Raw genomic sequence first — 20,363 nt, forward strand, 5'->3', positions numbered from 1 at the left:
CGGAGGGACTCTCATTTGACGAGCGAATTGGCCGTAAGCGCCCGGGGGCTGGTCAAATATTTCGGGGATCGTCGCGTCGTCGACGGAGTCGACATCGCCGTGCCCAAGGGCCTCGTCTATGGCGTGCTCGGCCCGAACGGCGCCGGCAAGACCACGACGCTGCGCATGCTGCTCGGTATCATCGAGCCCGACCAGGGCCAGCGCTCGATGCTCGGCTACAGCCATCCGCGCGACGCCAGCGACCTGGTCGGCTATCTCCCCGAGGAGCGCGGCCTCTATCCCAACATGAAGTGCCGCGAGGCGATCGCCTTCATGGGCGCCCTGCGCGGCCTGCCCTGGGCGACCGGGCGCAAGCGCGCCGACACGCTGATGGACAATGCCGGCCTCGGCCATGCCAAGGACGAGAAGATCCGCAAGCTCTCCAAGGGCATGGCCCAGCTCGTCCAGCTGCTCGGCTCGGTGGTCCACGAGCCCGACCTGCTCGTCCTCGACGAACCTTTTTCCGGTCTCGATCCGGTCAACCAGGAAAAGCTCGAGAAGCTGATCCGCGCCGAGCGCGATCGCGGCGCGACCATCCTGTTCTCGACGCACGTCATGGCCCATGCCGAGCGCCTCTGCGACCATCTCTCGATCATCGCCGGCGGCAAGGTCCGCTTCGAAGGCACGGTCAACCAGGCCCGGGCGATGCTGCCGATGAAGGCGCACTACACCCCGCACCACAATGTCGAGGGCGCCGCCAGCCTGCTCCCCGCCGATGCCTTCCGCGAAGGCGATGGCTGGCGCTTCACCCTGCCGGAAAGCGGGATCGAGGCACTGCTCGTCAAGCTGATCGACGGCGGCTACGGCGTATCCGGCCTGGCGATCGAGCGGCCCGGTCTGCACGACGCGTTCGTCAGGATCGTCGGCGCCGATGCCCTCAAGGACGAGGAGGAAGCGGCATGAGCAAGTTCGCGCGCATGCTACGCCAGGCGTTCACCGTCGCCCGTCGCGATTTCACCGCAACCGTCTTCACTCCCACCTTCCTGCTCTTCCTGCTCGCGCCGGTGCTGATGATCGGCTTCGGCGCGGTCGGCGGGATCGGCGCCCAGTCGATCGTCGGCGATGATTCGCAGATGAAGATGGTGGTGATCGCCCCGCCCGCCCAGGCGCCAACCCTGATCGAGACCGACCAGCAGCTCCGCAGCCTCTTCCCCAAGAAGAGCGAGCTCGCCCCGCCACCGCTGACGATCGAGGCGCCCACCGCCGATCCGGCGACCCAGGCCCGCGCCTATTTCGACAGCGACAAGTTCGATGCCGCCGCCGTGCTCTACGGCCCGCTCGACAAGCCGGAGATCCTCTACGCCCGTCGTGGCTGGACCGAGGCGCAGTACCTCACCCAGCTCGCCGAGCAGAGCCTGCGCGCGCAGAAGCTCGGCAAGGCCGAACCGATCGCCACCGTCACCCAGACGGTCGTCCAGCGCGGCCAGGGCTCGCCCACCGGGCGCGGCCAGGCCGCCTCGATCGGCGTGTTCGCGATCTTCTTCCTCACCCTGTTCCTGTCGGGCCAGGCCGTCGGCACCATGGCCGAGGAGCGCTCGAACAAGGTGATCGAGATCCTCGCTGCCGCCGTCCCGCTCGAAAGCGTGTTCTTCGGCAAGCTGATCGGCATGTTCGGCGCCGCAGTGCTGTTCGTGCTGTTCTGGGCGACTGTCCTCATCAACGCGACCCGGTTGCTCCCGCCCGAAGTCGCCGGCAGCTTCCCCAGCCTGATCGCGGCGATCGGCGCGCCGACCTACGCGTTCCTGTTCATCGCCTATTTCACCATGTCCTACATGCTGCTCGGCGCCACCTTCCTCAGCATCGGCGCGCTCACCTCCACCCAGCGCGAACTGCAGATGCTGTCGCTGCCGATCACCATCTTCCAGATGATGATGTTCGGCCTGGCGCTCGCCGCCGCGAATCGTCCGGGCAACTGGGTCGAGACCGTGGCGCAGATCTTCCCGTTCAGCTCACCCTTCACGATGATCGGCCTGGCCGGCAGCTCGCCGGTGCTCTGGCCGCATCTGCTCGCGCTCGCCTGGCAGGCGCTGTGGGTTGCGATCATCATCACCGTCGGCGCCCGCCTGTTTCGCCGCGGCGTGCTCAAGTCGGGCAGCCCCAAGCGCCGCTCGAAGATCGAGGCGACGGCGTAGCAAGCTGCAAATCCCCCTCCCTTTCAGGGAGGGGAGTGTCGCACCCCCTATCACCTCTCACTATTGACACTTCTGTCAATTAGGTATTCCCTCTCCGAAAAGGCAGGAGAGGCAGCATGGCTACGCTTGCGACGGAAACCGCGGCACCCGGCAGCATGAGCGTCGATCCGCTCGACGTCAGCCGCCCCGAGCTCTACCGCGACGACACCTGGCACGAGCCCTTCCGCGAGCTGCGTGCCCGCGGCGGCATCCATTATACCGAGCAGAGCGCCTTCGGCCCCTTCTGGTCGATCACCACCTACAAGCCGCTGGTGCAGGTCGAGTCGCTGCCCGACATCTTCTCGTCCGAGGCCGGCGGCATCACCATCGCCGACATGGCGGAGGGTGACATCAAGATGCCGATGTTCATCGCGATGGACCGGCCAAAGCACACCGACCAGCGCCGCACCGTCGCCCCCGCCTTCACGCCGAGCGAGATGGTGCGGATGACCGACAATATCCGGATGCGCACTGCCGAAATCCTCGATTCGCTGCCGGTGGGCCAGGAATTCGACTGGGTCGACCGGGTCTCGATCGAGCTGACCACCCAGATGCTCGCGCTGCTGTTCGACTTCCCCTGGGAAGAGCGCCGCAAGCTCACCTACTGGTCCGACTGGGCCGGCGATATCGAGATCGCCAAGGATCCGGTCCGCAAGGAGGAGCGCCGCCAGATCCTGTTCGAATGCGCCGCCTATTTCGGCAATCTCTGGCAGGGCAAGGTCGGCAAGGAGCCGACCCCCGACCTGATCTCGATGATGATCCATTCGGACGCGATGAATCACATGGACCAGATGGAGTTCCTCGGAAACCTCATCCTGTTGATCGTCGGCGGCAACGACACCACGCGCAATTCGATGAGCGCCTATGCCTGGGGGCTCAACCAGTTCCCCGAGGAGCGCGCCAAGCTCGAGGCCAATCCCGGCCTGATCGGCAATGCCACGCAGGAGATCATCCGCTGGCAGACCCCGCTCTCGCACATGCGCCGCACCGCGACCCAGGATACCGAGCTCGACGGCCACAAGATCCGCGAGGGCGACAAGCTCGGCCTCTGGTACATCTCGGCCAATCGCGACGAGAGCGTCTTCGCGGATGCCGACAGCATCATCGTCGACCGCGAAAATGCCCGCCGCCACCTCGCCTTCGGCCACGGCATCCACCGCTGCGTCGGCGCCCGCCTGGCCGAGTTGCAGATCGGCGTGCTGATGGAGGAAATGGCGAAGCGCCGCCTGCGCGTGAACGTAACCGGCGAACCCGAGCGCGTCGCCGCCTGCTTCGTCCACGGCTACAAGAAGATGGCGGTGGAGCTGAGCCACTATTGAGCCATTGTCGTCATCCCGGCGAAAGCCGGGATCTCAGGCGAAGGCGCGATACGGCACGAGATCCCGGCTTTCGCCGGGATGACGATGTGGGGCTGGACGCGGGCCCACGCCCTCCCCACATCCCTTCCATGGAAACCAACCGCCGCAGCTTCCTCACGATCGCCGGCCTCGGCGCCCTGACCGCAGCCTGTGGCGGAACGCCCGCAGAGGCGGCGCAGAAATTCCCGTTCACGCTCAGCGATGCCGAATGGCGCAAGCGGCTCAGCCCCGCCGCCTATCGCGTGCTCCGCCAGGGCGCGACCGAATACGCCTATTCCAGCCCGCTCAACAAGGAACACCGCGCCGGCACCTTCACCTGCGCCGGCTGCGCGCTGCCCTTGTTCAGCTCGACGACCAAGTTCGACAGCGGCACCGGCTGGCCGAGCTTCTGGCAGCCGCTACCCAACGCGGTGGTCACCCGCGGTGATAACACGCTCGGCATGAGCCGCACCGAGGTCCTCTGCCGCCGCTGCGGCGGGCATCTCGGCCATGTCTTCGACGACGGCCCCCGCCCCACCGGCAAGCGCTACTGCATGAACGGCGTCGCGCTCGCATTCGTGGCAAAGGGGTAGCCCCTTCTATTCTCCTCCCTGGAAGGGAGGGGAGTAAAAACGAAAAAGCCCGGCAGTGCCGGGCTTTTCCAATTCCGATCCTCACCGACCAGATCAGCCCGCGTCGGGCATCTCGTTCTTGGCGTCGGCGATCACGTCGCTCATGTCGAGGTCGAGCGACGGCTTGAAGTCGTCTTCGTCGAAGTCGCGCGGCGCGCCGCCCGAATAGATGAAGCCGTTGACCGGATAGACCGAGGTGCCGAGGCCACCGACCGGCGCGAACCACACCTTCACTTCGCTCCAGTCGCCCGCTGCCGACACGTCCACGGCGCGGACGTTGCGCTCGATGCCGCCCGCGCGCGACCAGTTGGCATGGGTGAGCAGGACTTCGCGGTCGCTGACGATCTGGCTGACCATCGCGACATGGCCGAGCGGCATCTTGCCGGTGCGCTGGAACGACATCACCGCGCCGACCTTCGGGGCTTCGCCGCGCTGGTAGCGGCCGGCGGCCTGGCTCCACCAGGTCCAGGCGTTGCCGTGGATGTTCACGCCCGAGATCTCACGGGCATAGGGCGCGCACTGCCAGAAGGTACGGCCCTTGGCCGAAGCCGCCTGCGGGGCGGCCATCATCAGGGTGCAAACAGCCATCAGCGCAAAACGCGCTGCGAGAACACGGAAATTCATGGACCCCCCGGTCAGGAAGCAGTCAGATGTTGAGTGCGACTGACCAGATCATAGGACGTAAGTATAGGCCTGCGGTTCACCGATCCGACGAACCGTTGCGACGAGCCGATGACTTGCAGATGAACGGCGATTCCGGGGGAACTTTGCCCCTGTCCGCGCCCCTCCATGCCCCCGCAGCAGCGAAGGCCGCCCCGTCCGGCCTCCGTACGAACCCCGATCCGGATACGTCCCGAATGGGCAATATCCTGTCGCAAGGCCATCAGGTGGCGTGGTTTTCCACAAGCGCCCCTTCGGTTCATCGCATCGATGTTGCGCTGCGGAATCACTTGGTCTCCTATAATGAACAGGGGACGACGGCAGGTTAAGCGGCCCGTTAACCATATGGGCGCATGATCTGCTTTGGAGGGTCACGATTGGGGTGGGAGTTTTGAACGATGGGAGCACGAGCTAAACCGGCAGAAGGCGCGATGACGCTGGCCGAAATGAAGGAATTCGCGGGTTTCAGCGCCGCCACGCAGCGCTACATCCGCCGCTCGCTCGATATCGGGCTCGAGCGGGAAGACGCGATGCTCCGCTGGTCGCGCGACGTGGTCGAAGCCGCCAGCATCCGCGCCCAGGCCCATATCTATGAGCGCCTCCAGGAAGTCCGCGCGCTGATCCCCGACGACAGCGACCTCGATTCGATCGAGCCGTTCCTGTCGCCGCTGATCGCGATCGCCGCGTTCGACCTCAGCCAGGGCCGCCTCACCAGCTTCTCGGCCTTCCGCTTCCTCTACGAGCGGCTGATCGGCGCCGAAGTGCGCCCCTGGCTGCCCTCGGCCTTCTGCGCCGCCGCCGCCCTGCCGCACCTCCACCCGGACCTGCGCCGCAAGCTGCTCCAGTCGATCAGCGAAGCCGCCGCAACCGCCTCGGGCTGGTCGAACCGCCAGCCGAGCTTCTACCCGGCCTGGGTGGAGAAGGTGGACTCGGCCGCACTGCCGAACTGATATTCCGGCGGGCTTGCCTAGCGGCAGGCCCGCCACCCCATCTCGCCGCGCTCGGCCTCGTCGAGATGCAGGTGATCGCGGTGCGCCGCGTTATAGTCCGGCGAGAGCACCGTCGAGAACAGCTTGCACGCCCCGCCGCGCACCTCGCGCAGGAACGCCGCCTTCTCGCCGCCCTCGCCCCAGTCCTTGAGCACGCTGATCCGCGTCCCGTCCGCCAGCCGGAACCCCGCCACGTCGAGCGCATCCGCCGTCGCATGCTCGCTCCAGTCGCCCGCGCTGCGCCCGTACATCCGCCGGCACGAATAGCTGCCGAGATGCTCGATCTGCGCCACCTGCACCCCGAAATGCTTCTGCGCCGCCGGCTGGACGATCTCCCATTCCCACAGCGACAGCGCCGCCGCGACCGGGCAGGAAGTGCCGAGATTGGCCGGGCTCATCGCGATCCCGCGCGAGCCGCCCGGCGTCAATCGCACGCCGTCGCTATACCCGCAGGCAGGATCGCTCCCCTTCACTTCGGGCAGCGCGGTGTAGCGCACGCCCGCCGAGCGCAGCAGCACCCGGCATTCGGCATAATCGTCGCTCAGTCCCGCCAGCTTGCGCCCGGTGAACACCCCGATCGGCTGGCTCAGGTCGAGCCGCGTCCAGGGCAGGTCCTGCGGCCGCCCGCGCAGTACCGCCCAGCCGAGGAACAGCCCGAACAGCAGCAGCGCCGCCAGGATCGTCCAGCCGATCGCCCGGCGCACCCGCCTCAAATGCGAACCGCGTCTTCCAGCCGCTGCGAAGTGATCGGATAGCCGAAGTCGTCGGGGATGCAGAGCCGCCGCTCGCCGTCCCGCTCCTCGATCCACGGCGTCACGGTGCGGATCGGATGCGCCCGCGCGTGGGCCACCGCTTCGTCGTAGCTCGCGTACAGCGCCAGCCGGTCGAGGTTGCGCCGGGTCGGGAAGATGATGTGCGCCTCGCCCCGGTCCGCCGCGTCGAGCACCGCCCGGGCGCTCGCCCAGAACACCCGGACATTCTCGTTGCCGTCGACCAAAGGCTCGGCACCCTTCGGCGCCCGCGCCAGATAGAAGCGCGTGTCGAACACCTTGTGGTGCACCCCCGCCGGCAGCCAGCGCGAGAAGGGCACCAGCGCGTCGAGGTCGAGCGCCGCGCCCGCCTCGTCAAGCAATTCCCCCATCGCCTCCCCGGCATAGAGCCGGTCGCGCAGCGCCAGCATGTCGCCCGCCGGCGCCAGGCCCACCGCGACACCCGCTTCCTCCAGCGTCTCGCGGATCGCCCCGATCCGCGCGGCATTCTCGTCGACATCCCCCGCATGCAGCGCCGCCAGCGCGAAATCGCCCGGATCGACCCGCCCGCCGGGAAACACCAGCGCCCCGCCGGCAAACGACATCGCCGCCGCCCGCTCGACCATCAGCAGCTCGGGCGGCCCGTGCTCGGCCTCGCGCATCACGATCACGGTCGCCGCGGGAATCGCCTGTTCGTCGGTCATGGAGGAGAGTTTAGGGCGCGCTGGCGCAAATTACATCGTCATGCTGAACTTGTTTCAGCATCCAACCCACCCCCAGCGATACCGCCCGTGGAAAGTTGGACCCTGAAACAAGTTCAGGGTGACGGAGCTACCAGCCCGCCACCTTCAACCGCACCTTCACCACCATGTCCGACGACGTGATGAACAGCGTCTTCCCATCCTCGCCGAAGCAGCAATTCGCCGCCGCCTTGCCGGTGGAGATCACGCCCAGCTTCCTGCCGTCGGGTGCGATCACCCAGATCCCGCCCGGCCCGCTGGCGAACAGATGGCCGCTCTTCGCCACCTTCATCCCGTCGGGCAGCCCCGGCAGCTTCCTGGCCACCTCGGCCGAGAAATCGACGAACGGCACCAGCTCGGTGCTCGCCGAGCCATCCGCCGCCAGCTCGCAGGTGAAGATCTTCGCCGCATCGGGATCGGACTGGCTCACATAGAGCCGGTCGAATCCCGGCGAGATGCCGATCCCGTTCGGCCGCTTCAGGCTCTTGTCGATCAGCGACACGTCGCTGCCGTCCGCATTCACCCGGTAGACCCCGTTGAACGCCAGCTGCTTGAGCGGCGATTCATCGCCTTCGCTCAGGCCATAGGGCGGATCGGTGAAATAGATCATCCCGTCCCGCCCGATCACCAGATCGTTGCAGCTGTTGAACTTCTTCCCCTCATATTCGCCGACGACGGTCGTCTTCTTCTTCGTCGCCAGGTCGACCCGCGCGATCGCCCGGGTGCCCGAATCGGCCATCAGCAGCGCGCCCGTGCCGTCCAGGATCATCCCGTTCGATCCCGCCTCGCGCACCCCCGCCGGGATCGGTCCGGCCAGCCCCGAAGGCTTGAGGAACGGCTTCGCGCCCTCCCCCGCCTTCCAGCGATAGGCGATGTTCATCGGCACGTCGGAGAAGAGCAGATAGCGGCCCTTCTTCACCCACACCGGCCCCTCGGCCCATTTGAATCCGCTCGCGACAACCTCGATCGGACTGTCCACATCGATCAGCGCGTCGAGCCCCGGATCGAGCCGGGTGATGCGCCCGACCGCCTGGCCCAGCGCCACACCGGGCAGGAAAGGCAAGGCAGCCATGCCGGCCAGCAGGCTGCGGCGGGTCGTCTCGATCATCATTCTACTCCGTCACGCGAGCTGAATTGCCCGCCCCTCGCGCGCCGATCGATAGATCGCCTCGATCAGCCGCATGTCGCGCAAGCCTTCCTCGCCCGACGCCCGCAGGGGTATGCCGCTGAGCACGCTTTCCGCAAGATGATCGAGCTGCGCGACGAACTGGTTCTTGGCGGGCGGCGGCAGCATGACCTGCTCGGTCTTGCCGTTCGCCCGCGCCCACATCTGGTGCCCCTCATAGGATGTGGCCGGCTCCATCCCCACCCAGCCCTTGGTCCCGCTCACCCGGAAGGCGTTATGGCCGGAGGAATAGCTCGACACGCAATTGGCGATCACGCCCGAGGGGAAGCGCATCTGCCAGTCGATCCGATCCTCGACATTCTTGAAGCGCGGGTCGCTGCGGTCGGTGAACTCCATCGCGCTGACCGCCACCGGCTCCTCGCCGGCCAGGTAGCGCGCCGCGTTCAGGCTGTAGATGCCGATGTCCATCATCGATCCGCCGCCGGAGAAGGGCCGGTCGAGCCGCCACTGGTTGGGCTGGGCATAAAAGCCATGCTCGGCGGTGATCAGCGTCGGCCGCCCGACGAACCCGGTCTTCACCAGCTCGACCGCGCGGAGGTTGTACGGCTCGAAATGGCAGCGATAGCCGATCATCAGCTTGCGCTTGGCCTTGTTCGCCGCCGCGATCATCGCCTCGGCCTCGGCCGCTGAGACCGCCATCGGCTTCTCGCACAGCACATGCTTGCCGGCCTGGCTGGCGCGGATCGAATATTCCGCATGCAGGCTGTTGGGCAGCACGACATAGACTAGGTCGATGTCGGGATTGTCCTTGATCCGGTCGTAGCTCTTGTAGTCGTACCAGTGCGTTCTGGGCACGCCGTACTGCGCGCCGAACTTCTCGAGCTTGGCCGGCGTGCCGCTCACCAGCGCCTTCAGCTCGGCGAACTCGCAATCCTTGATCCGCGGCAGGATCTGGTTGGTCGCGTAATTGCCCAGGCCGACGATCGCATAGCCCAGCTTGCGCTTGCCCTGCGCCCAGGCCGGCAGGCCCGCCACGCCCGTAATCAGCCCCGCGCCGATGCCACCCAGCACCGTGCGCCGTGTTCCCATGATCGTCATTGCCCGGTTCCCTCTCCGACTGGCGAATGCCCAAGCCCGGCGCCGGCACGTCATCCGCCGGTCGCTCCGCGTTAGCGCTATCATGGATGGCGGGAGGCGCCTAGGCAGCTACGACTTTGGTCGCATGACCGGGCGCCAAAACTCCTCCCGTCACCCCGGCCTTGAGCCGGGGTCCCGCTGCCTTGCCCGGCGGAAGAAGAAGCGGGATCCCGGCTCAAGGCCGGGATGACGAAAGTGAAGCGATTCCAGCCAGCTCCAAATCCTCTCCCGGAGGGCGAGGGGGACCGCAGGCGCAGCCGGTGGTGGAGGGGTAGCGCGCCCCAAGCATCACAGCCCGTGGAGAATACCCCTCCACCAGCCTGCGGCTGGTCCCCCTCCCCATCCGGGGGAGGATTTGAAGCTCAACCAAACACCCCCCGGAACCGCGCATGCAGCCGCGCATGCGTCTCGCCCGCCCGCGCCAGCAGCCCGGCATCCGCCACCGCTTCCCGCAAATCCGGCGCCCGCAGCGCGGAGGGGTCGATCGGCGCCTCGACCATTACCGCCAGCCGCGGCCCATAGACCCGCGGCGCCGCGCACAGCGCATCATAGTCCAGGAAGAATTGCCGCTCCTGCACCGCCGCCGGCGCCGCCAGCAGCGCGCGGTGCACCGCGTCCCACAGCTTCAGCCAGTAATCGACATGGCCGGCATCCTCGCCCGGCTCGGGCGCGCCGTCGAAGCGGAAGGGCCGCTGGTCGGCGCCGAACTCGTGATGCCCCAGCCAGCTCATGAACCGGCGCCGGAACGGGTCCTCCGCCGCCAGCGCCACCGCGCGCCGGTGCTGCGTCAACAGCGACAGCGCCTGTTGCAACGGTTCGCGGAACGGATGGAGCAGAACCGCGTCGGGGAAGCTGCTCGCCAGCCCCTCCAGCCGCAGGATATTGTTATTGTTCTTAGATAGATAGCGTGTGCCGCCCTGGCTCAGCAGGACCAGACGCATATAGTCACGGAACGCAGCAAGCGTCGGCTTTTCCGGGGCGATCGGCAGCAATTCGCGACGCTTCAGGTAGCGATTGCCCTCGAACGCGCGCCAGAAAACCTCCTCGATCGCCTCCGGGCTATCGAGATCATGGGTCAAACCGTCGCCATGGCCGCGCTCCCGGGCCTCGACATGCCGCTTGCCGCCGAGCCACGCCCAGCTGTTGGGCGCAAGTGGAAACGGAAGTTGGCGATAGGCCGGGGCGGCAAAGTCCCCGCCGGCATGCAACAGCCGGGTGAGGATCGAGGTGCCGGCGCGCGCCAGCCCGGCGATGAACACCGGTCGCCTGATCTCCAGCGTTTTCAGCCGCTTGCCATGGAGCGCCCGCTCGATGTCGAACGTCGCTTCGAGCAGTGCGGGCGAGCCCAGGGCGATGCGGTGGAGGAGCTTGTCAGCGCGCCCGTACACGGCGAACCTGCCAGCGCAGCGCCGCATAGCCGAGGGTGAGCGGCATCAGTGCCAACTTCGACGTCCAGTCCGTCCGGAAGGCGTCAACTTCGGGCAGCAAGGCGTTCAGAGCGAGCAGACCCAGAAGCGGCGAAGCGGTCGCCACCAGCAGGCCGCCGGCACGGACCGAGTGCATGAACATCCGCCCCGAAAGGATACGCAGCGCCCGCTCCTTGCCCCATTCGGAAACGCCCCTCCTGGCAAGCAGCCGCATGGCATGCTGGCTGCAGGCGGCAAGCTCCTGAAAAGCCGGGACAAGCGGCAGCGCGCGGGCCAGTTCGAGCACCGCGATGATGGCTAGGAAGGCGAGGATCACCGGGCACGCCCGCGGATGCGGCGGACCAGTCGCTTGACCGGGTACCAGACGACCGAGACGATCGCGAGCAGGATCGAGCCGATCAGCCCGAAGGCAACGCCGATCGCGCCCAGGCCAAGTCCGGGGCCGGTATAGGCCTGGGCGGCCAGCGGTGCCGTAAGGGCGAGCGCAAGCGACAGGAAACGAAGGGTTTTTATGAGCATTTTGCAGTCACCGTAGCTTGAATGGCCGGGCCATCGGTGGTGGGATCGAGGTAGCGCGCCCAGCTAAGGGCCATGCGCCGCTCGGCGGAATCGGCGGAGATGTACCGCCAGCGAAGGTCGCCCCCGGGGGACATGCGGACGAGGCGGCCCTGCTCGGTCTCCTCGATCATCGCATCGCCGCCCGGCAGCGGCGTGCCGCGGCCCTGGGCGCGCGTGGCGATCCGGTTGGCGGCGAAGCCGCGCTCCCAGGGCGAGCTGGTGTCGCCGCTCGAAAGATCGTGGACCAGCAAGCGGTTATGCCCGTTCACCCGCTCGTCGGGATAGCCCATCAGCGTGTTGTTATCGAACACCGAGATGCGGTGGTCGTCGAGGATGCTGACGTCGTGCTGGAAGCGCCACGGGCCGATCTTCCACCACAGGATCCTGCCGGTCTCGGGCCGGTAGAGCGCGATCAGCGACAGGTTGCGCAGGCTCAGGAACAGGTCGCCCTTCTTCCAGAAGCGTCCGTCCGCCATCGCCGGCTGGATGTCGTTGAGATGGAAGGGATCCTGCACATAGGGCCGCCCCCGCCACAGCCGGGCGAGGCCGTTGCGCTCGAGAATCTCGGCGATGCGGTCGACCTGCAGCAGCGCGCCCTCGGGCGAGACCTTGGCGACGCTGTCGTCCCAGAAATCGGCCTTCACCCCCGGCTCGCGCGGCACCGGGTAGCGATAGGGCACCCAGAGGTTGCCGTCCGGCCCCTGCTCGGTCGAATGGGTGAAGATGCCGTCCAGCGACCAGAGCAGCTTGCCGCAGGCGTCGTAGCGGGCGAGCGGCGAGCTGTCGTGCAGCACCAGGCTGCCGTCGGCGAGCAGCAGCGGGTGCATCAGCCGGTTGCGCGCGGCGTCCTTGTCGCGGTGCACATCGGTGAGTTCGGAGGCGAATTTCGACCGTGCATTGGCCGCGTCCACATCAGGCACGAAAGTGTGCACGGCCTGCCCGTCGGAGAGGCGCAGGAGCTGGACGACCGAGCGTTTGCGCTTGGGATCGAAGGGCGAGATCAGTGCATAGCCGCTGTCGGTGAAGCCCGGATCGCGGGTGAAACCGCCCGGAAGCTTCTCGTAGCTGCCGCCGAAATAGGGTGCAGGGCTCTTGAACATGCCCTTGATCGTGTCGGGCACCCGCGCCACCGCGATCGCCGCCCGCCCGACCGCGCCCGACTTCTCCCAGCCATCGACGATCGCACCCATGCCGATCGCCGCAAGCGGCAAGAGCAGCAGTACCAGGACGAGGCTCCACAGCGGCACCGGTCGCGCCAGCGCGCGCTCGAGCACATTGGTCTCGCCCTTGATTTCAATGTCTAAACTTCGATCCTGCCCCATGAACCCTCACAGCATGTGAAGGAGTTCGACGGGATCGATGTCGGGGTGATTTCGCTTCTTCGCAGAAACGTTTCCGGTCTGTGGCCGTACTAGACGGGCAGCGTCACCACCGCGGAAAGTCCGCCCTCTTCGCGGTTGCGCACGGTCAGGTCGCCGCCATGCGCGCGGGCGACGGCGCGGGCGCTGGCCAGCCCCAGCCCGATCCCGCCGGTATCCCGGTTGCGCGAGCGCTCTCCGCGGAAAAAGGGCTCGAACACGCGGTCCAGATCCTCGGGCGCGACGCCCGGGCCGTCGTCGCGCACCTCGATCACCGCCTGGCCGTCGGCCTGCCCCAGCGACACCTCGGCGCTGCCGGCGTATTTGATCGCGTTGGTGACAAGATTGTTGAGCATCGCCTTGAGCGCGGGGGAATTCCCCTCCACCACCACCGGCTCGCCCGGCGTCAGCGTCACCGGTTCGCCGCGGTCGCTCATGTCGTCGGTTACCGTCTCGGCGAGCGAGCGCAGGTCGAGCGGCTTGCGGACCCCCTGCTTGGTTGTGTCGCGCAGATAGGAGAGCGTCGCGGAGATCATCGCCTCCATGTCGCGGATATCGCCCTCGCAGGCCCTGCGCAGGTCGTCGGGCGCCGCCTCAAGCCGCAGCCCCAGCCGCATCAGCGGCGTACGCAAATCATGCGCGACGGCACCGACCACGGTCGCGCGATCATCGACATAGCGGTTGAGCCGCGCCTGCATCCGGTTGAACGCGGCGGCAGCATCCGCGATCTCGGTGGGCCCGTCGATCGCGATCGGCGCGGCGCGCGGGTCGCGGCCCAGCCGCTCGGCGGCGGCGGCAAAGGCGCCGATCGGCTTGGCGATCCGGTGCGCCAGCGCCCAGGCGAAGGGCGCCACGGCCGCCGCCGAGACGATCAGCCACCACAGCACGAACCAGCGCCACGGCTCGAACGCCGAGCCGGTGGTGACAGTGACCCACTGGCCATCCGCCCCGCGATAGCCGGCGGTGAAGTCCCCCGTGATGATGACGTCACGCGCCGATTGCACCGTGGCCGGCGGCACCGGGCGCGGCACGCTGGCCCGGTCATAGGTCTTCTCGCGCGTCAGGATCGGGGTTGGGAAGCTGATGAGAACGCGCTCGACCGGCACGTTCATCGCCTTGGCCATGGCGATCTCGGTACGTTCGCCACGCGGGTTCCAGGGCTGCTCGATAAAGTGATCGGACTTGGAGACCGAGAAATCGTCGTCGATCAGCTTGTTCTGCAACGCATCGACCGCCTGGCCGACCGTGTAGAGCTTGGCCGTCGGAGTCTGCACCGCGATCAGCAGGGCGAAATTCATCAGCTGCGTCACCGCGACGCAGACAACCATCAGCGCGAAGATCCGCAGGAACAGCGGCGATCCCGCCGCCCTGCCGCGCAATGTCACGCGCGCACGACCTTCGGCACGAACAGATAGCCTTCGTTGCGGACGGTGCGGATGATCTCGTCCCCGCCCGAGCGCAGCTTGCGGCGCAGGCGGCTGACCTGCACGTCGATCGCGCGGTCATAGGCGTCCGAATCCGGTCCACGCGCCGCGGCAAGCAGCGCCTCGCGGCTCAGCACCCGGCGCGGCCGCTCGATGAACACGCGCAGCACCGCGAACTCGCCATCGGTCAAGCCGACGAGCACGCCGTTCGGATCGAACAGCTCATGGCTGCCCAGGTCGATCCGCCAGCCCTCGAAGGTATAGACGTCACCGCTCTCGCTGGTGACCACCGCGCCGCGCTTGCGCAGCGCCGCGCGCACCGTGGCGAGGATCTCGCGCGGGCTGCACGGCTTGGGAAGATAGTGTCCGGCGCCGACCTCGAGGCCGAGGATGCGGTCCTGCTCCTCGCCGAGCGCGCTCAGGAAGATGATCTCGGGCCCGTCGGTGCGGGCGATGCGGCGGCAGGCCGAAAGCCCGTCCTCACCCGGCATCATCACGTCGAGGATCACGAGATCGACCGGCGTGCGCGCCAGGATCTGGTCCATGTCGCGGGTGCTGGAAGCCGTCTCGACGCGGTAGCCGCGCGAGCCGAGGCTGTTCGCCAGCAGCATGCGGATGTCACGGTCGTCGTCTACGACGAGCAGGGTCGCCGAATCGTCCTGAGGAGTCGCGGTAGCAAGCATGTTGCGGCTTCTACGACAAATTGCGTCCGGGATGTTGCGCGAAATTGTAACAAGATTTACCCGAGCCGTGTTTCGATCGGAACGCCCCGTTTCAGGGTGAGCGTAACCGGCGTCTTTTCCGCGATTTCGGCAAGACGGGCATTCTGTTCGGCATCGGTTCCGGTGATCGTCAGCACGCGCTCGATGTTGAGCGTCTCGCCCTGTCCGTGGAGGAACAGCGCGACGTCGATCTCCTCGACCGTCCAGCCCTTGCGCTCGGCATACATGCGCAAAGTGATCGCGGTGCAGGCAGCCAGCGAGCCCAGCAGCAGCTCATAGGGCGCCGGCCCGGTGTCACCGCCGCCGCGCGCCTCCGGCTCGTCGGCGGTGAGCGCGTGCGTGCCGAAATCGATTGCGGTAGCATAGGGCGCGCCGCGCCCGATCTTTGCATGAGCCTGGGTCATGGGCAGGAGACTAGCGGCTCTGCGAGGCCGCACAATGCCCATACGGGTGAGGCGCTCCCGCTGAACCATCTCCCCTGCCCCCAAAACCGTCATCCCCGCGCTGGCGGGGATCCAGAGTCAAAGGCGCTGTCCTTCCCGGCTCTGGATCCCTGCCTGCGCGGGGATGACAAATAAAGGGAGCGTCAGCTCTTCTGCCAGCCGCCACCCAATGCGCGGAACAGGTCGACCTGCGTCTCGGCGATGAACGCATCGGCCTGGGCCAGCGCCGCCTCGGCATCCGCGAACGTCCGTTCGGCATCGAGCAGCGCCAGCGAGTCGATATCGCCTTCGCGCTGGCGGGCCCGGGCGATGTTGACCGCCGCTTCCGCTTCGTTGCGCGCCGCCTGAAGCGCGGTGCGCCGCTCGAGTGCATGGCCATAGGCTGAAAGCGCCGTCTCGGTTTCCTGCAGCGCGTTGAGCACGGTGCCGTCAAAGGTGGCGAGCGCGACCTTGGTATCGGCCTCGGCACCCGCGACCCGCGCACGCGCCGGACCCGGGTTCACCGCCCAGTTGAGCAGCCCGCCGACCAGCCAGCGCAGCGGCCCCGCGCCGAACACGTCGCCGAAATCGGTGCCGGTCGAGCCGCCCGAAGCGCCGAGCGTGATGCGCGGATAGAGGTCCGCGGTCGCCACGCCGATCCGCGCGGTGGCGGCGGCAAGACGACGCTCGGCGGCGCGGATGTCCGGACGACGCGCCAGCAGCGCGGCACCGTCGCCAACCGGGATCGGCTGGCTGAGGCGCAGCGTGGTGTTGCGCTCGCCCACCACCGCCGGCAGCTCGGCCGGGGTGCGGCCGGTCAGCGTGGCAAGCCGGAACAGCGCCGCATCGCGGGCCGCCTTGAGCGCCGGCACATCGGCCTCGCGCTGGTTGCGCAGCGCGCCGATCCGAGCGGTATCGAGCCGGGTCGCGAGGCCGACACCACGGCGGCGTTCGGTCAGTTCGATCGACTGGTCGAGCAGCTGGACGATATGCTCGGCCACGCCCAGCCGCTCGGCGGAGGAAGTCGCATCGGCATAGGCTCGCGCCGTCTCGGCGGCGACGATCACGCGGACGGCATCGGCATCCGCTTCCGCCGCGCCGACATCGCCGCGCGCCGCTTCGGTGCCCCGGCTCAGCCGACCGAACAGGTCCGCCTCATAGCTGACGCTCAGCCCGGCATCGATCTGCCAGTCGTTGAGCGGCATGCTCGGCTGGCGCTGCCCCTCGGGAAGCCGGCCGTAATTGGCGCCGGCGCCCAGGGTCGCCTGGGGCAGCTGATTGGCCTTGGCGCCGCGCAATGTCGCGCGGGCCTTCTCGATCCGCGCCACGGCGATGCGGATATCGGTGTTGGCGGCGAGCGCGTCGGAAACGAGCTGGTCGAGCACCGGGTCGTTATAGAGCCGCCACCAGTCGCCCTGGACGGGCGCGACGGTGACTGCGGGATTGGCCGCGACGAAATTGCCCGCGGCGGTCTGCGGCGGCGTCGGCGCGACATAATTCGGACCGGCGGCGCAGGCGGCGAGCGCCAGTGCCGAAGCGGTTGCGAGGAAAATACGATAGGTCATTTTCATTCCTCCGCCTGCTCCCCGGCGAAAGCCGGGGCCCAGGGTTACAGAGCGAGATCGTTCGTGGCTCTGGCCCCCGGCTTTCGCCGGGGAACCAGGACTTATTCCGCCGGCACCAGCTCGGGTGCATGGCCCCCTTCGTCATGCGCCTTCCGGTTGCCGCGCATCCTGGCGATGCGGTCCCCGAGTGCGCGGCACACGACGTAGAAGGTCGGGGTGAACAGCAGGCCGAAGGCAGTCACGCCCATCATCCCGAAGAACACCGCAGTACCGAGCGCCTGGCGGAGCTCCGCACCCGCACCGCTCGCGATCAGCAGCGGCACGGCGCCGAGGATGAAGGCGAACGACGTCATCAGGATCGGACGCAGGCGGTCACGCGCGGCACGCACTGCCGCCTCGACCGGGCTCAGGCCATCCTGCTCCTCGGCCTGCTTGGCGAACTCGACCACGAGGATCGCGTTCTTCGCCGCCAGCGCGATCAGCACGACCAGGCCGATCTGGGTCAGGACGTTATTGTCCATGCCCCTGAGGTTCACGCCGGCCATTGCCGCGAGCAGACACATCGGCACGATCAGGATGATCGCCAGCGGCATGGTCAGGCTCTCATATTGCGCCGCCAGCACCAGGAAGACGAACACCACGGCCAGGGCGAAGACGAGACCCGCGGTGCTGCCGGCCATCTTCTGCTGGAAGGCAATGCCGGTCCATTCGGCGTCATAACCAGGAGGCAGCTCACTCGCGAGCTTCTCCATCGTGTCGAGCGAGGCGCCCGAGCTGTAGCCCGGAGCGGTATCGCCATCCACTTCGACCGCCGGGAACAGGTTGTAGCGCGTCACGCGGTACGGACCGGTCTTGTTCTCGAAGGTCGACACCGAACCGATCGGCACCATCGCGCCACTGTTCGAACGGGTCTTGAGGTTGGCGATATCCGCCTCGGTCGAACGGAACGGTGCGTCAGCCTGCGCGGTCACGCGATAGGTGCGGCCGAGCATGTTGAAGTCGTTCACGAAGGCCGAGCCGAGATAGACGTTCAGCGCCTCGAACACCCGCTCCGGGGGCACGCCGAGCATGTCCGCCTTGCGACGGTCGATATCGGCGAACACGCGCGGGGTGGCGGTGTTGTAGAAGGTGTAGATCTGCTTCAGGCCGGGAGTCTGGTTGGCCTGGCCGATCAGCCCGAACGCGGTCTTGCCCAGTTCGTCATAGCCATGCTCGGCGCGGTCCTCGATCATCATCCGGTAGCCACCGGCCGAGCCGATGCCCTGGATGACGGGCGGGGGGACGACGAGCAGCATAGCCTCGTTGATATCGGCAGTGCGCTTGCGCGCCTCGCCCATGATGTCCTCGATGCTGACGCCCAGCTTCTTGCGCTCCTCGAAGGAGAGCAGCGGGACATAGGCGGCGGCCGAGTTCGGGGCGAGCGTCTGCGACGGGCCGTCGAAGCCGGCGAGCATGACCGAGCCCTTCACGCCCGGGATCGGCAGGATGCGGGCGACGACCTTGCGCATCACTTCGTCCGTACGCTCGAGCGACGAGCCCGGCGGCAGCTGGATGACGGTGAGGAAGTAGCCCTGGTCCTGCTGCGGGATGAAGCCGACCGGCGTCACCCAGAACATGCCCACGGTGGCGGCGATCAGGCCGACATAGGTGAGCATCATCCGCTTCGGACGGGTTACGAGCACCTGGGTGAGCTTGGCATAGCCGACGCTCATCCGCTCGAAGCCGGTGTTGAACGCATCGGCGCCGCGCTTGAACAGGCGCCCGATCGGGCCCTTGGCCTCGCCCTCGTGATGCTTGAGCAGCACCGCCGCCATTGCCGGCGAGAGGGTGAGCGAGACGAGCAGCGAGATCGCGGTCGCGGCCGAGATCGTCACGGCGAACTGCTTGTAGAAAGCGCCCGACAGACCGTTGAGGAACAGGGTCGGCAGGAACACCGCGAGCAGCACCAGCACGATCGCAACGAGCGCGCCGGAGACTTCGTCCATCGAGGTCTTCGCCGCCTGGAGCGGCGTCATGCCCCGCGCCAGGTTGCGCTCGACATTCTCGACCACGACGATCGCGTCGTCGACGACGATGCCGATCGCCAGCACCAGGCCGAACAGCGAGAGGTTGTTGAGCGAGTAGCCGAGCGGCAGCAGCACCGCCATCGTGCCGATCAGCGAGACCGGGATGGCGAGCACCGGGATGATCGCCGCGCGCCACTTCTGGAGGAAGACGATGACCACCAGCACGACGAGCAGGATTGCCTCGCCCAGCGTGTGATAGACCGCGTCGATCGACTGCGAGATGAACTCGGTCGGGTTGTAGATGACGCGATATTCCAGTCCCTTGGGGAAGTTCTTGGACATCAGCTTCAACTGGTCCTGCACCGCGTTGGCAGCGGCGAGGGCGTTGGAGCCCGGGCGCTGGAAGACGGCGAGGATCACGGTCGGCTTGTTCGAGAGATAGGTGTTGGACGAATAGTCCGCCGCACCCAGTTCGACGCGCGCCACATCGCTCACCCGCACCTGGTGCCCATCGGCATCGGTACGGATCACGACCTGGCCGAACTGCGCCGGGTCCTTCAGACGGCCCTGCGTCTCGATGTTGAGCTGGAAGGCATTGCCGGTCGGGGTCGAGCCCGGCTGGCCGAGCGTGCCGGCGGCAACCTGGACGTTCTGCGCGCGCAGCGCCTGGACGATGTCGCCTGCGGTCAGGTTGAGCGCGGCGGCCCGGCCCGGATCGATCCACACGCGCATCGCATAGTCGCGCGCACCGAACATGCGCACGTCACCCACGCCTTCGACACGGGCAAGGCGGTCCTTCACCTGCGTGAGCGCGTAGTTCGAGATGTACTCGCGATCGACCGAGTTGTCCGGCGAGATCAGGTTGACCACCAGCAGGAAGTCCGGCGTGGTCTTGCGCGTCACGACGCCAAGGCGCTGCACTTCCTCGGGAAGCCGCGGAATGGCGACCGCGACGCGGTTCTGCACCAGCACCTGCGCCGCATCCAGGTTGGTCCCGGACTTGAAGGTGACGGTGATGGTGACGTTGCCGTCACCGGTCGACTGCGACGACTGGTAGAGCATGTCGTCGACGCCGTTGATCTCCTGCTCGATCGGCGCGGCCACGGTTTCCGCGACCGTCTCTGCCGAGGCGCCCGGATAGGAAGCGGTGACCGTCACCGTCGGCGGGACGATGTCGGGATATTGGGAAATCGGCAGCGCCAGATAGGCGATCGCGCCGATGATCGTGATGATCACCGCGATCACAGCCGCGAAGATCGGGCGCGTGATGAAGAACCGTGAGAGGCGCATCGGGCCACTCC

General features: G+C 67.3%; 19 protein-coding genes. 5 read left to right on the forward strand and 14 right to left on the reverse strand.

Translation table 11 applies throughout. The features are described from left to right. The first annotated feature begins 15 nt into the window (after positions 1 to 15). From AC1RJ5_RS08365 to msrB, 4 genes are all read left to right on the forward strand, one after another. Positions 16 to 942: an ABC transporter ATP-binding protein gene (locus AC1RJ5_RS08365; protein WP_269574300.1), complete on the forward strand. Its 927-nt coding sequence runs from the start codon at positions 16 to 18 to the stop codon at positions 940 to 942. After that, positions 939 to 2,171: an ABC transporter permease gene (locus tag AC1RJ5_RS08370; RefSeq protein ID WP_493112718.1), complete on the forward strand. Its 1,233-nt coding sequence runs from the start codon at positions 939 to 941 to the stop codon at positions 2,169 to 2,171. Before AC1RJ5_RS08365 ends, AC1RJ5_RS08370 begins: the two co-directional genes overlap by 4 nt. 116 nt (positions 2,172 to 2,287) lie before the next feature. After that, positions 2,288 to 3,529 carry a cytochrome P450 gene (locus tag AC1RJ5_RS08375; protein ID WP_269574298.1) on the forward strand — a complete coding sequence of 414 codons (1,242 nt, stop codon included), beginning with the start codon at positions 2,288 to 2,290 and terminating at the stop codon, positions 3,527 to 3,529. A 128-nt stretch (positions 3,530 to 3,657) separates the two neighbouring features. Continuing rightward, positions 3,658 to 4,140 (forward strand): peptide-methionine (R)-S-oxide reductase MsrB, encoded by a 483-nt coding sequence (msrB, locus tag AC1RJ5_RS08380; protein WP_269574297.1) that lies wholly within the window; start codon positions 3,658 to 3,660, stop codon positions 4,138 to 4,140. Between the two features lie 93 nt (positions 4,141 to 4,233). Here msrB and AC1RJ5_RS08385 read toward each other — a convergent pair whose 3' ends face one another. Then, on the reverse strand, positions 4,234 to 4,803 hold the full coding sequence (locus AC1RJ5_RS08385) for a CHAP domain-containing protein (protein ID WP_269574296.1): 570 nt from the start codon (positions 4,801 to 4,803) through the stop codon (positions 4,234 to 4,236). A 434-nt stretch (positions 4,804 to 5,237) separates the two neighbouring features. Here AC1RJ5_RS08385 and AC1RJ5_RS08390 point away from each other — a divergent pair, with 434 nt between their 5' ends. Beyond that, positions 5,238 to 5,789 (forward strand): hypothetical protein, encoded by a 552-nt coding sequence (locus AC1RJ5_RS08390; protein WP_269574295.1) that lies wholly within the window; start codon positions 5,238 to 5,240, stop codon positions 5,787 to 5,789. 17 nt (positions 5,790 to 5,806) lie between these two features. Here AC1RJ5_RS08390 and AC1RJ5_RS08395 read toward each other — a convergent pair whose 3' ends face one another. The 13 genes from AC1RJ5_RS08395 to AC1RJ5_RS08455 all read right to left on the reverse strand — a co-directional run bounded on the left by AC1RJ5_RS08395 (position 5,807) and on the right by AC1RJ5_RS08455 (position 20,352). Further along, positions 5,807 to 6,541 (reverse strand): extensin-like domain-containing protein, encoded by a 735-nt coding sequence (locus AC1RJ5_RS08395; RefSeq protein ID WP_446746011.1) that lies wholly within the window; start codon positions 6,539 to 6,541, stop codon positions 5,807 to 5,809. Further along, entirely contained in the window at positions 6,538 to 7,281 is a 744-nt protein-coding gene (locus AC1RJ5_RS08400) for an NUDIX hydrolase (protein ID WP_493112722.1), read from the reverse strand. Before AC1RJ5_RS08400 ends, AC1RJ5_RS08395 begins: the two co-directional genes overlap by 4 nt. A gap of 127 nt (positions 7,282 to 7,408) precedes the next feature. Continuing rightward, complete coding sequence (locus AC1RJ5_RS08405; RefSeq protein ID WP_493112724.1) at positions 7,409 to 8,425, reverse strand: SMP-30/gluconolactonase/LRE family protein; 1,017 nt, start codon at positions 8,423 to 8,425, stop codon at positions 7,409 to 7,411. A 12-nt stretch (positions 8,426 to 8,437) separates the two neighbouring features. Next, positions 8,438 to 9,532 (reverse strand): Gfo/Idh/MocA family protein, encoded by a 1,095-nt coding sequence (locus tag AC1RJ5_RS08410; protein ID WP_493114660.1) that lies wholly within the window; start codon positions 9,530 to 9,532, stop codon positions 8,438 to 8,440. Between the two features lie 410 nt (positions 9,533 to 9,942). Next, positions 9,943 to 10,968, reverse strand: a complete 1,026-nt coding sequence (locus tag AC1RJ5_RS08415) for a sulfotransferase (protein WP_493112726.1) — start codon at positions 10,966 to 10,968, stop codon at positions 9,943 to 9,945. After that, positions 10,952 to 11,323, reverse strand: a complete 372-nt coding sequence (locus AC1RJ5_RS08420; protein WP_342251137.1) for a hypothetical protein — start codon at positions 11,321 to 11,323, stop codon at positions 10,952 to 10,954. The genes AC1RJ5_RS08415 and AC1RJ5_RS08420 overlap by 17 nt, the downstream gene beginning before the upstream one ends. Further along, positions 11,320 to 11,526, reverse strand: a complete 207-nt coding sequence (locus AC1RJ5_RS08425) for a hypothetical protein (protein ID WP_269574289.1) — start codon at positions 11,524 to 11,526, stop codon at positions 11,320 to 11,322. The genes AC1RJ5_RS08420 and AC1RJ5_RS08425 overlap by 4 nt, the downstream gene beginning before the upstream one ends. Continuing rightward, positions 11,517 to 12,887 carry an arylsulfotransferase family protein gene (locus AC1RJ5_RS08430; protein ID WP_342251139.1) on the reverse strand — a complete coding sequence of 457 codons (1,371 nt, stop codon included), beginning with the start codon at positions 12,885 to 12,887 and terminating at the stop codon, positions 11,517 to 11,519. The genes AC1RJ5_RS08425 and AC1RJ5_RS08430 overlap by 10 nt, the downstream gene beginning before the upstream one ends. 89 nt (positions 12,888 to 12,976) lie before the next feature. Then, positions 12,977 to 14,308 (reverse strand): sensor histidine kinase, encoded by a 1,332-nt coding sequence (locus AC1RJ5_RS08435; protein ID WP_269574287.1) that lies wholly within the window; start codon positions 14,306 to 14,308, stop codon positions 12,977 to 12,979. After that, entirely contained in the window at positions 14,305 to 15,030 is a 726-nt protein-coding gene (locus AC1RJ5_RS08440; RefSeq protein WP_184170282.1) for a response regulator, read from the reverse strand. Before AC1RJ5_RS08440 ends, AC1RJ5_RS08435 begins: the two co-directional genes overlap by 4 nt. A gap of 56 nt (positions 15,031 to 15,086) precedes the next feature. After that, entirely contained in the window at positions 15,087 to 15,473 is a 387-nt protein-coding gene (locus tag AC1RJ5_RS08445) for an OsmC family protein (RefSeq protein ID WP_269574286.1), read from the reverse strand. 182 nt (positions 15,474 to 15,655) lie between these two features. Beyond that, the gene (locus tag AC1RJ5_RS08450) at positions 15,656 to 17,062 is read right to left on the reverse strand and encodes an efflux transporter outer membrane subunit (RefSeq protein ID WP_493112730.1); all 1,407 of its coding nucleotides are present in this window, start codon (positions 17,060 to 17,062) and stop codon (positions 15,656 to 15,658) included. A 95-nt stretch (positions 17,063 to 17,157) separates the two neighbouring features. Beyond that, on the reverse strand, positions 17,158 to 20,352 hold the full coding sequence (locus AC1RJ5_RS08455; protein ID WP_342250785.1) for an efflux RND transporter permease subunit: 3,195 nt from the start codon (positions 20,350 to 20,352) through the stop codon (positions 17,158 to 17,160). Between the last annotated feature and the right edge of the window lie 11 nt (positions 20,353 to 20,363).

This window comes from Sphingomonas sp. GW822-FHT03G08, from assembly GCF_058801135.1.

Excerpts from the sequence above, each read along its gene's own strand:
- AC1RJ5_RS08400 (WP_493112722.1), bottom strand. The coding sequence starts at position 7,281 with ATGACCGACGAACAGGCGATTCCCGCGGCGACCGTGATCGTGATGCGC.
- AC1RJ5_RS08410 (WP_493114660.1), bottom strand. The coding sequence starts at position 9,532 with ATGGGAACACGGCGCACGGTGCTGGGTGGCATCGGCGCGGGGCTGATT.
- AC1RJ5_RS08450 (WP_493112730.1), bottom strand. The coding sequence starts at position 17,062 with ATGAAAATGACCTATCGTATTTTCCTCGCAACCGCTTCGGCACTGGCG.
- AC1RJ5_RS08385 (WP_269574296.1), bottom strand. The coding sequence starts at position 4,803 with ATGAATTTCCGTGTTCTCGCAGCGCGTTTTGCGCTGATGGCTGTTTGC.
- AC1RJ5_RS08445 (WP_269574286.1), bottom strand. The coding sequence starts at position 15,473 with ATGACCCAGGCTCATGCAAAGATCGGGCGCGGCGCGCCCTATGCTACC.
- AC1RJ5_RS08425 (WP_269574289.1), bottom strand. The coding sequence starts at position 11,526 with ATGCTCATAAAAACCCTTCGTTTCCTGTCGCTTGCGCTCGCCCTTACG.
- msrB (WP_269574297.1), top strand. The coding sequence starts at position 3,658 with ATGGAAACCAACCGCCGCAGCTTCCTCACGATCGCCGGCCTCGGCGCC.
- AC1RJ5_RS08430 (WP_342251139.1), bottom strand. The coding sequence starts at position 12,887 with ATGGGGCAGGATCGAAGTTTAGACATTGAAATCAAGGGCGAGACCAAT.
- AC1RJ5_RS08440 (WP_184170282.1), bottom strand. The coding sequence starts at position 15,030 with ATGCTTGCTACCGCGACTCCTCAGGACGATTCGGCGACCCTGCTCGTC.
- AC1RJ5_RS08370 (WP_493112718.1), top strand. The coding sequence starts at position 939 with ATGAGCAAGTTCGCGCGCATGCTACGCCAGGCGTTCACCGTCGCCCGT.
- AC1RJ5_RS08375 (WP_269574298.1), top strand. The coding sequence starts at position 2,288 with ATGGCTACGCTTGCGACGGAAACCGCGGCACCCGGCAGCATGAGCGTC.
- AC1RJ5_RS08390 (WP_269574295.1), top strand. The coding sequence starts at position 5,238 with ATGGGAGCACGAGCTAAACCGGCAGAAGGCGCGATGACGCTGGCCGAA.
- AC1RJ5_RS08455 (WP_342250785.1), bottom strand. The coding sequence starts at position 20,352 with ATGCGCCTCTCACGGTTCTTCATCACGCGCCCGATCTTCGCGGCTGTG.
- AC1RJ5_RS08405 (WP_493112724.1), bottom strand. The coding sequence starts at position 8,425 with ATGATCGAGACGACCCGCCGCAGCCTGCTGGCCGGCATGGCTGCCTTG.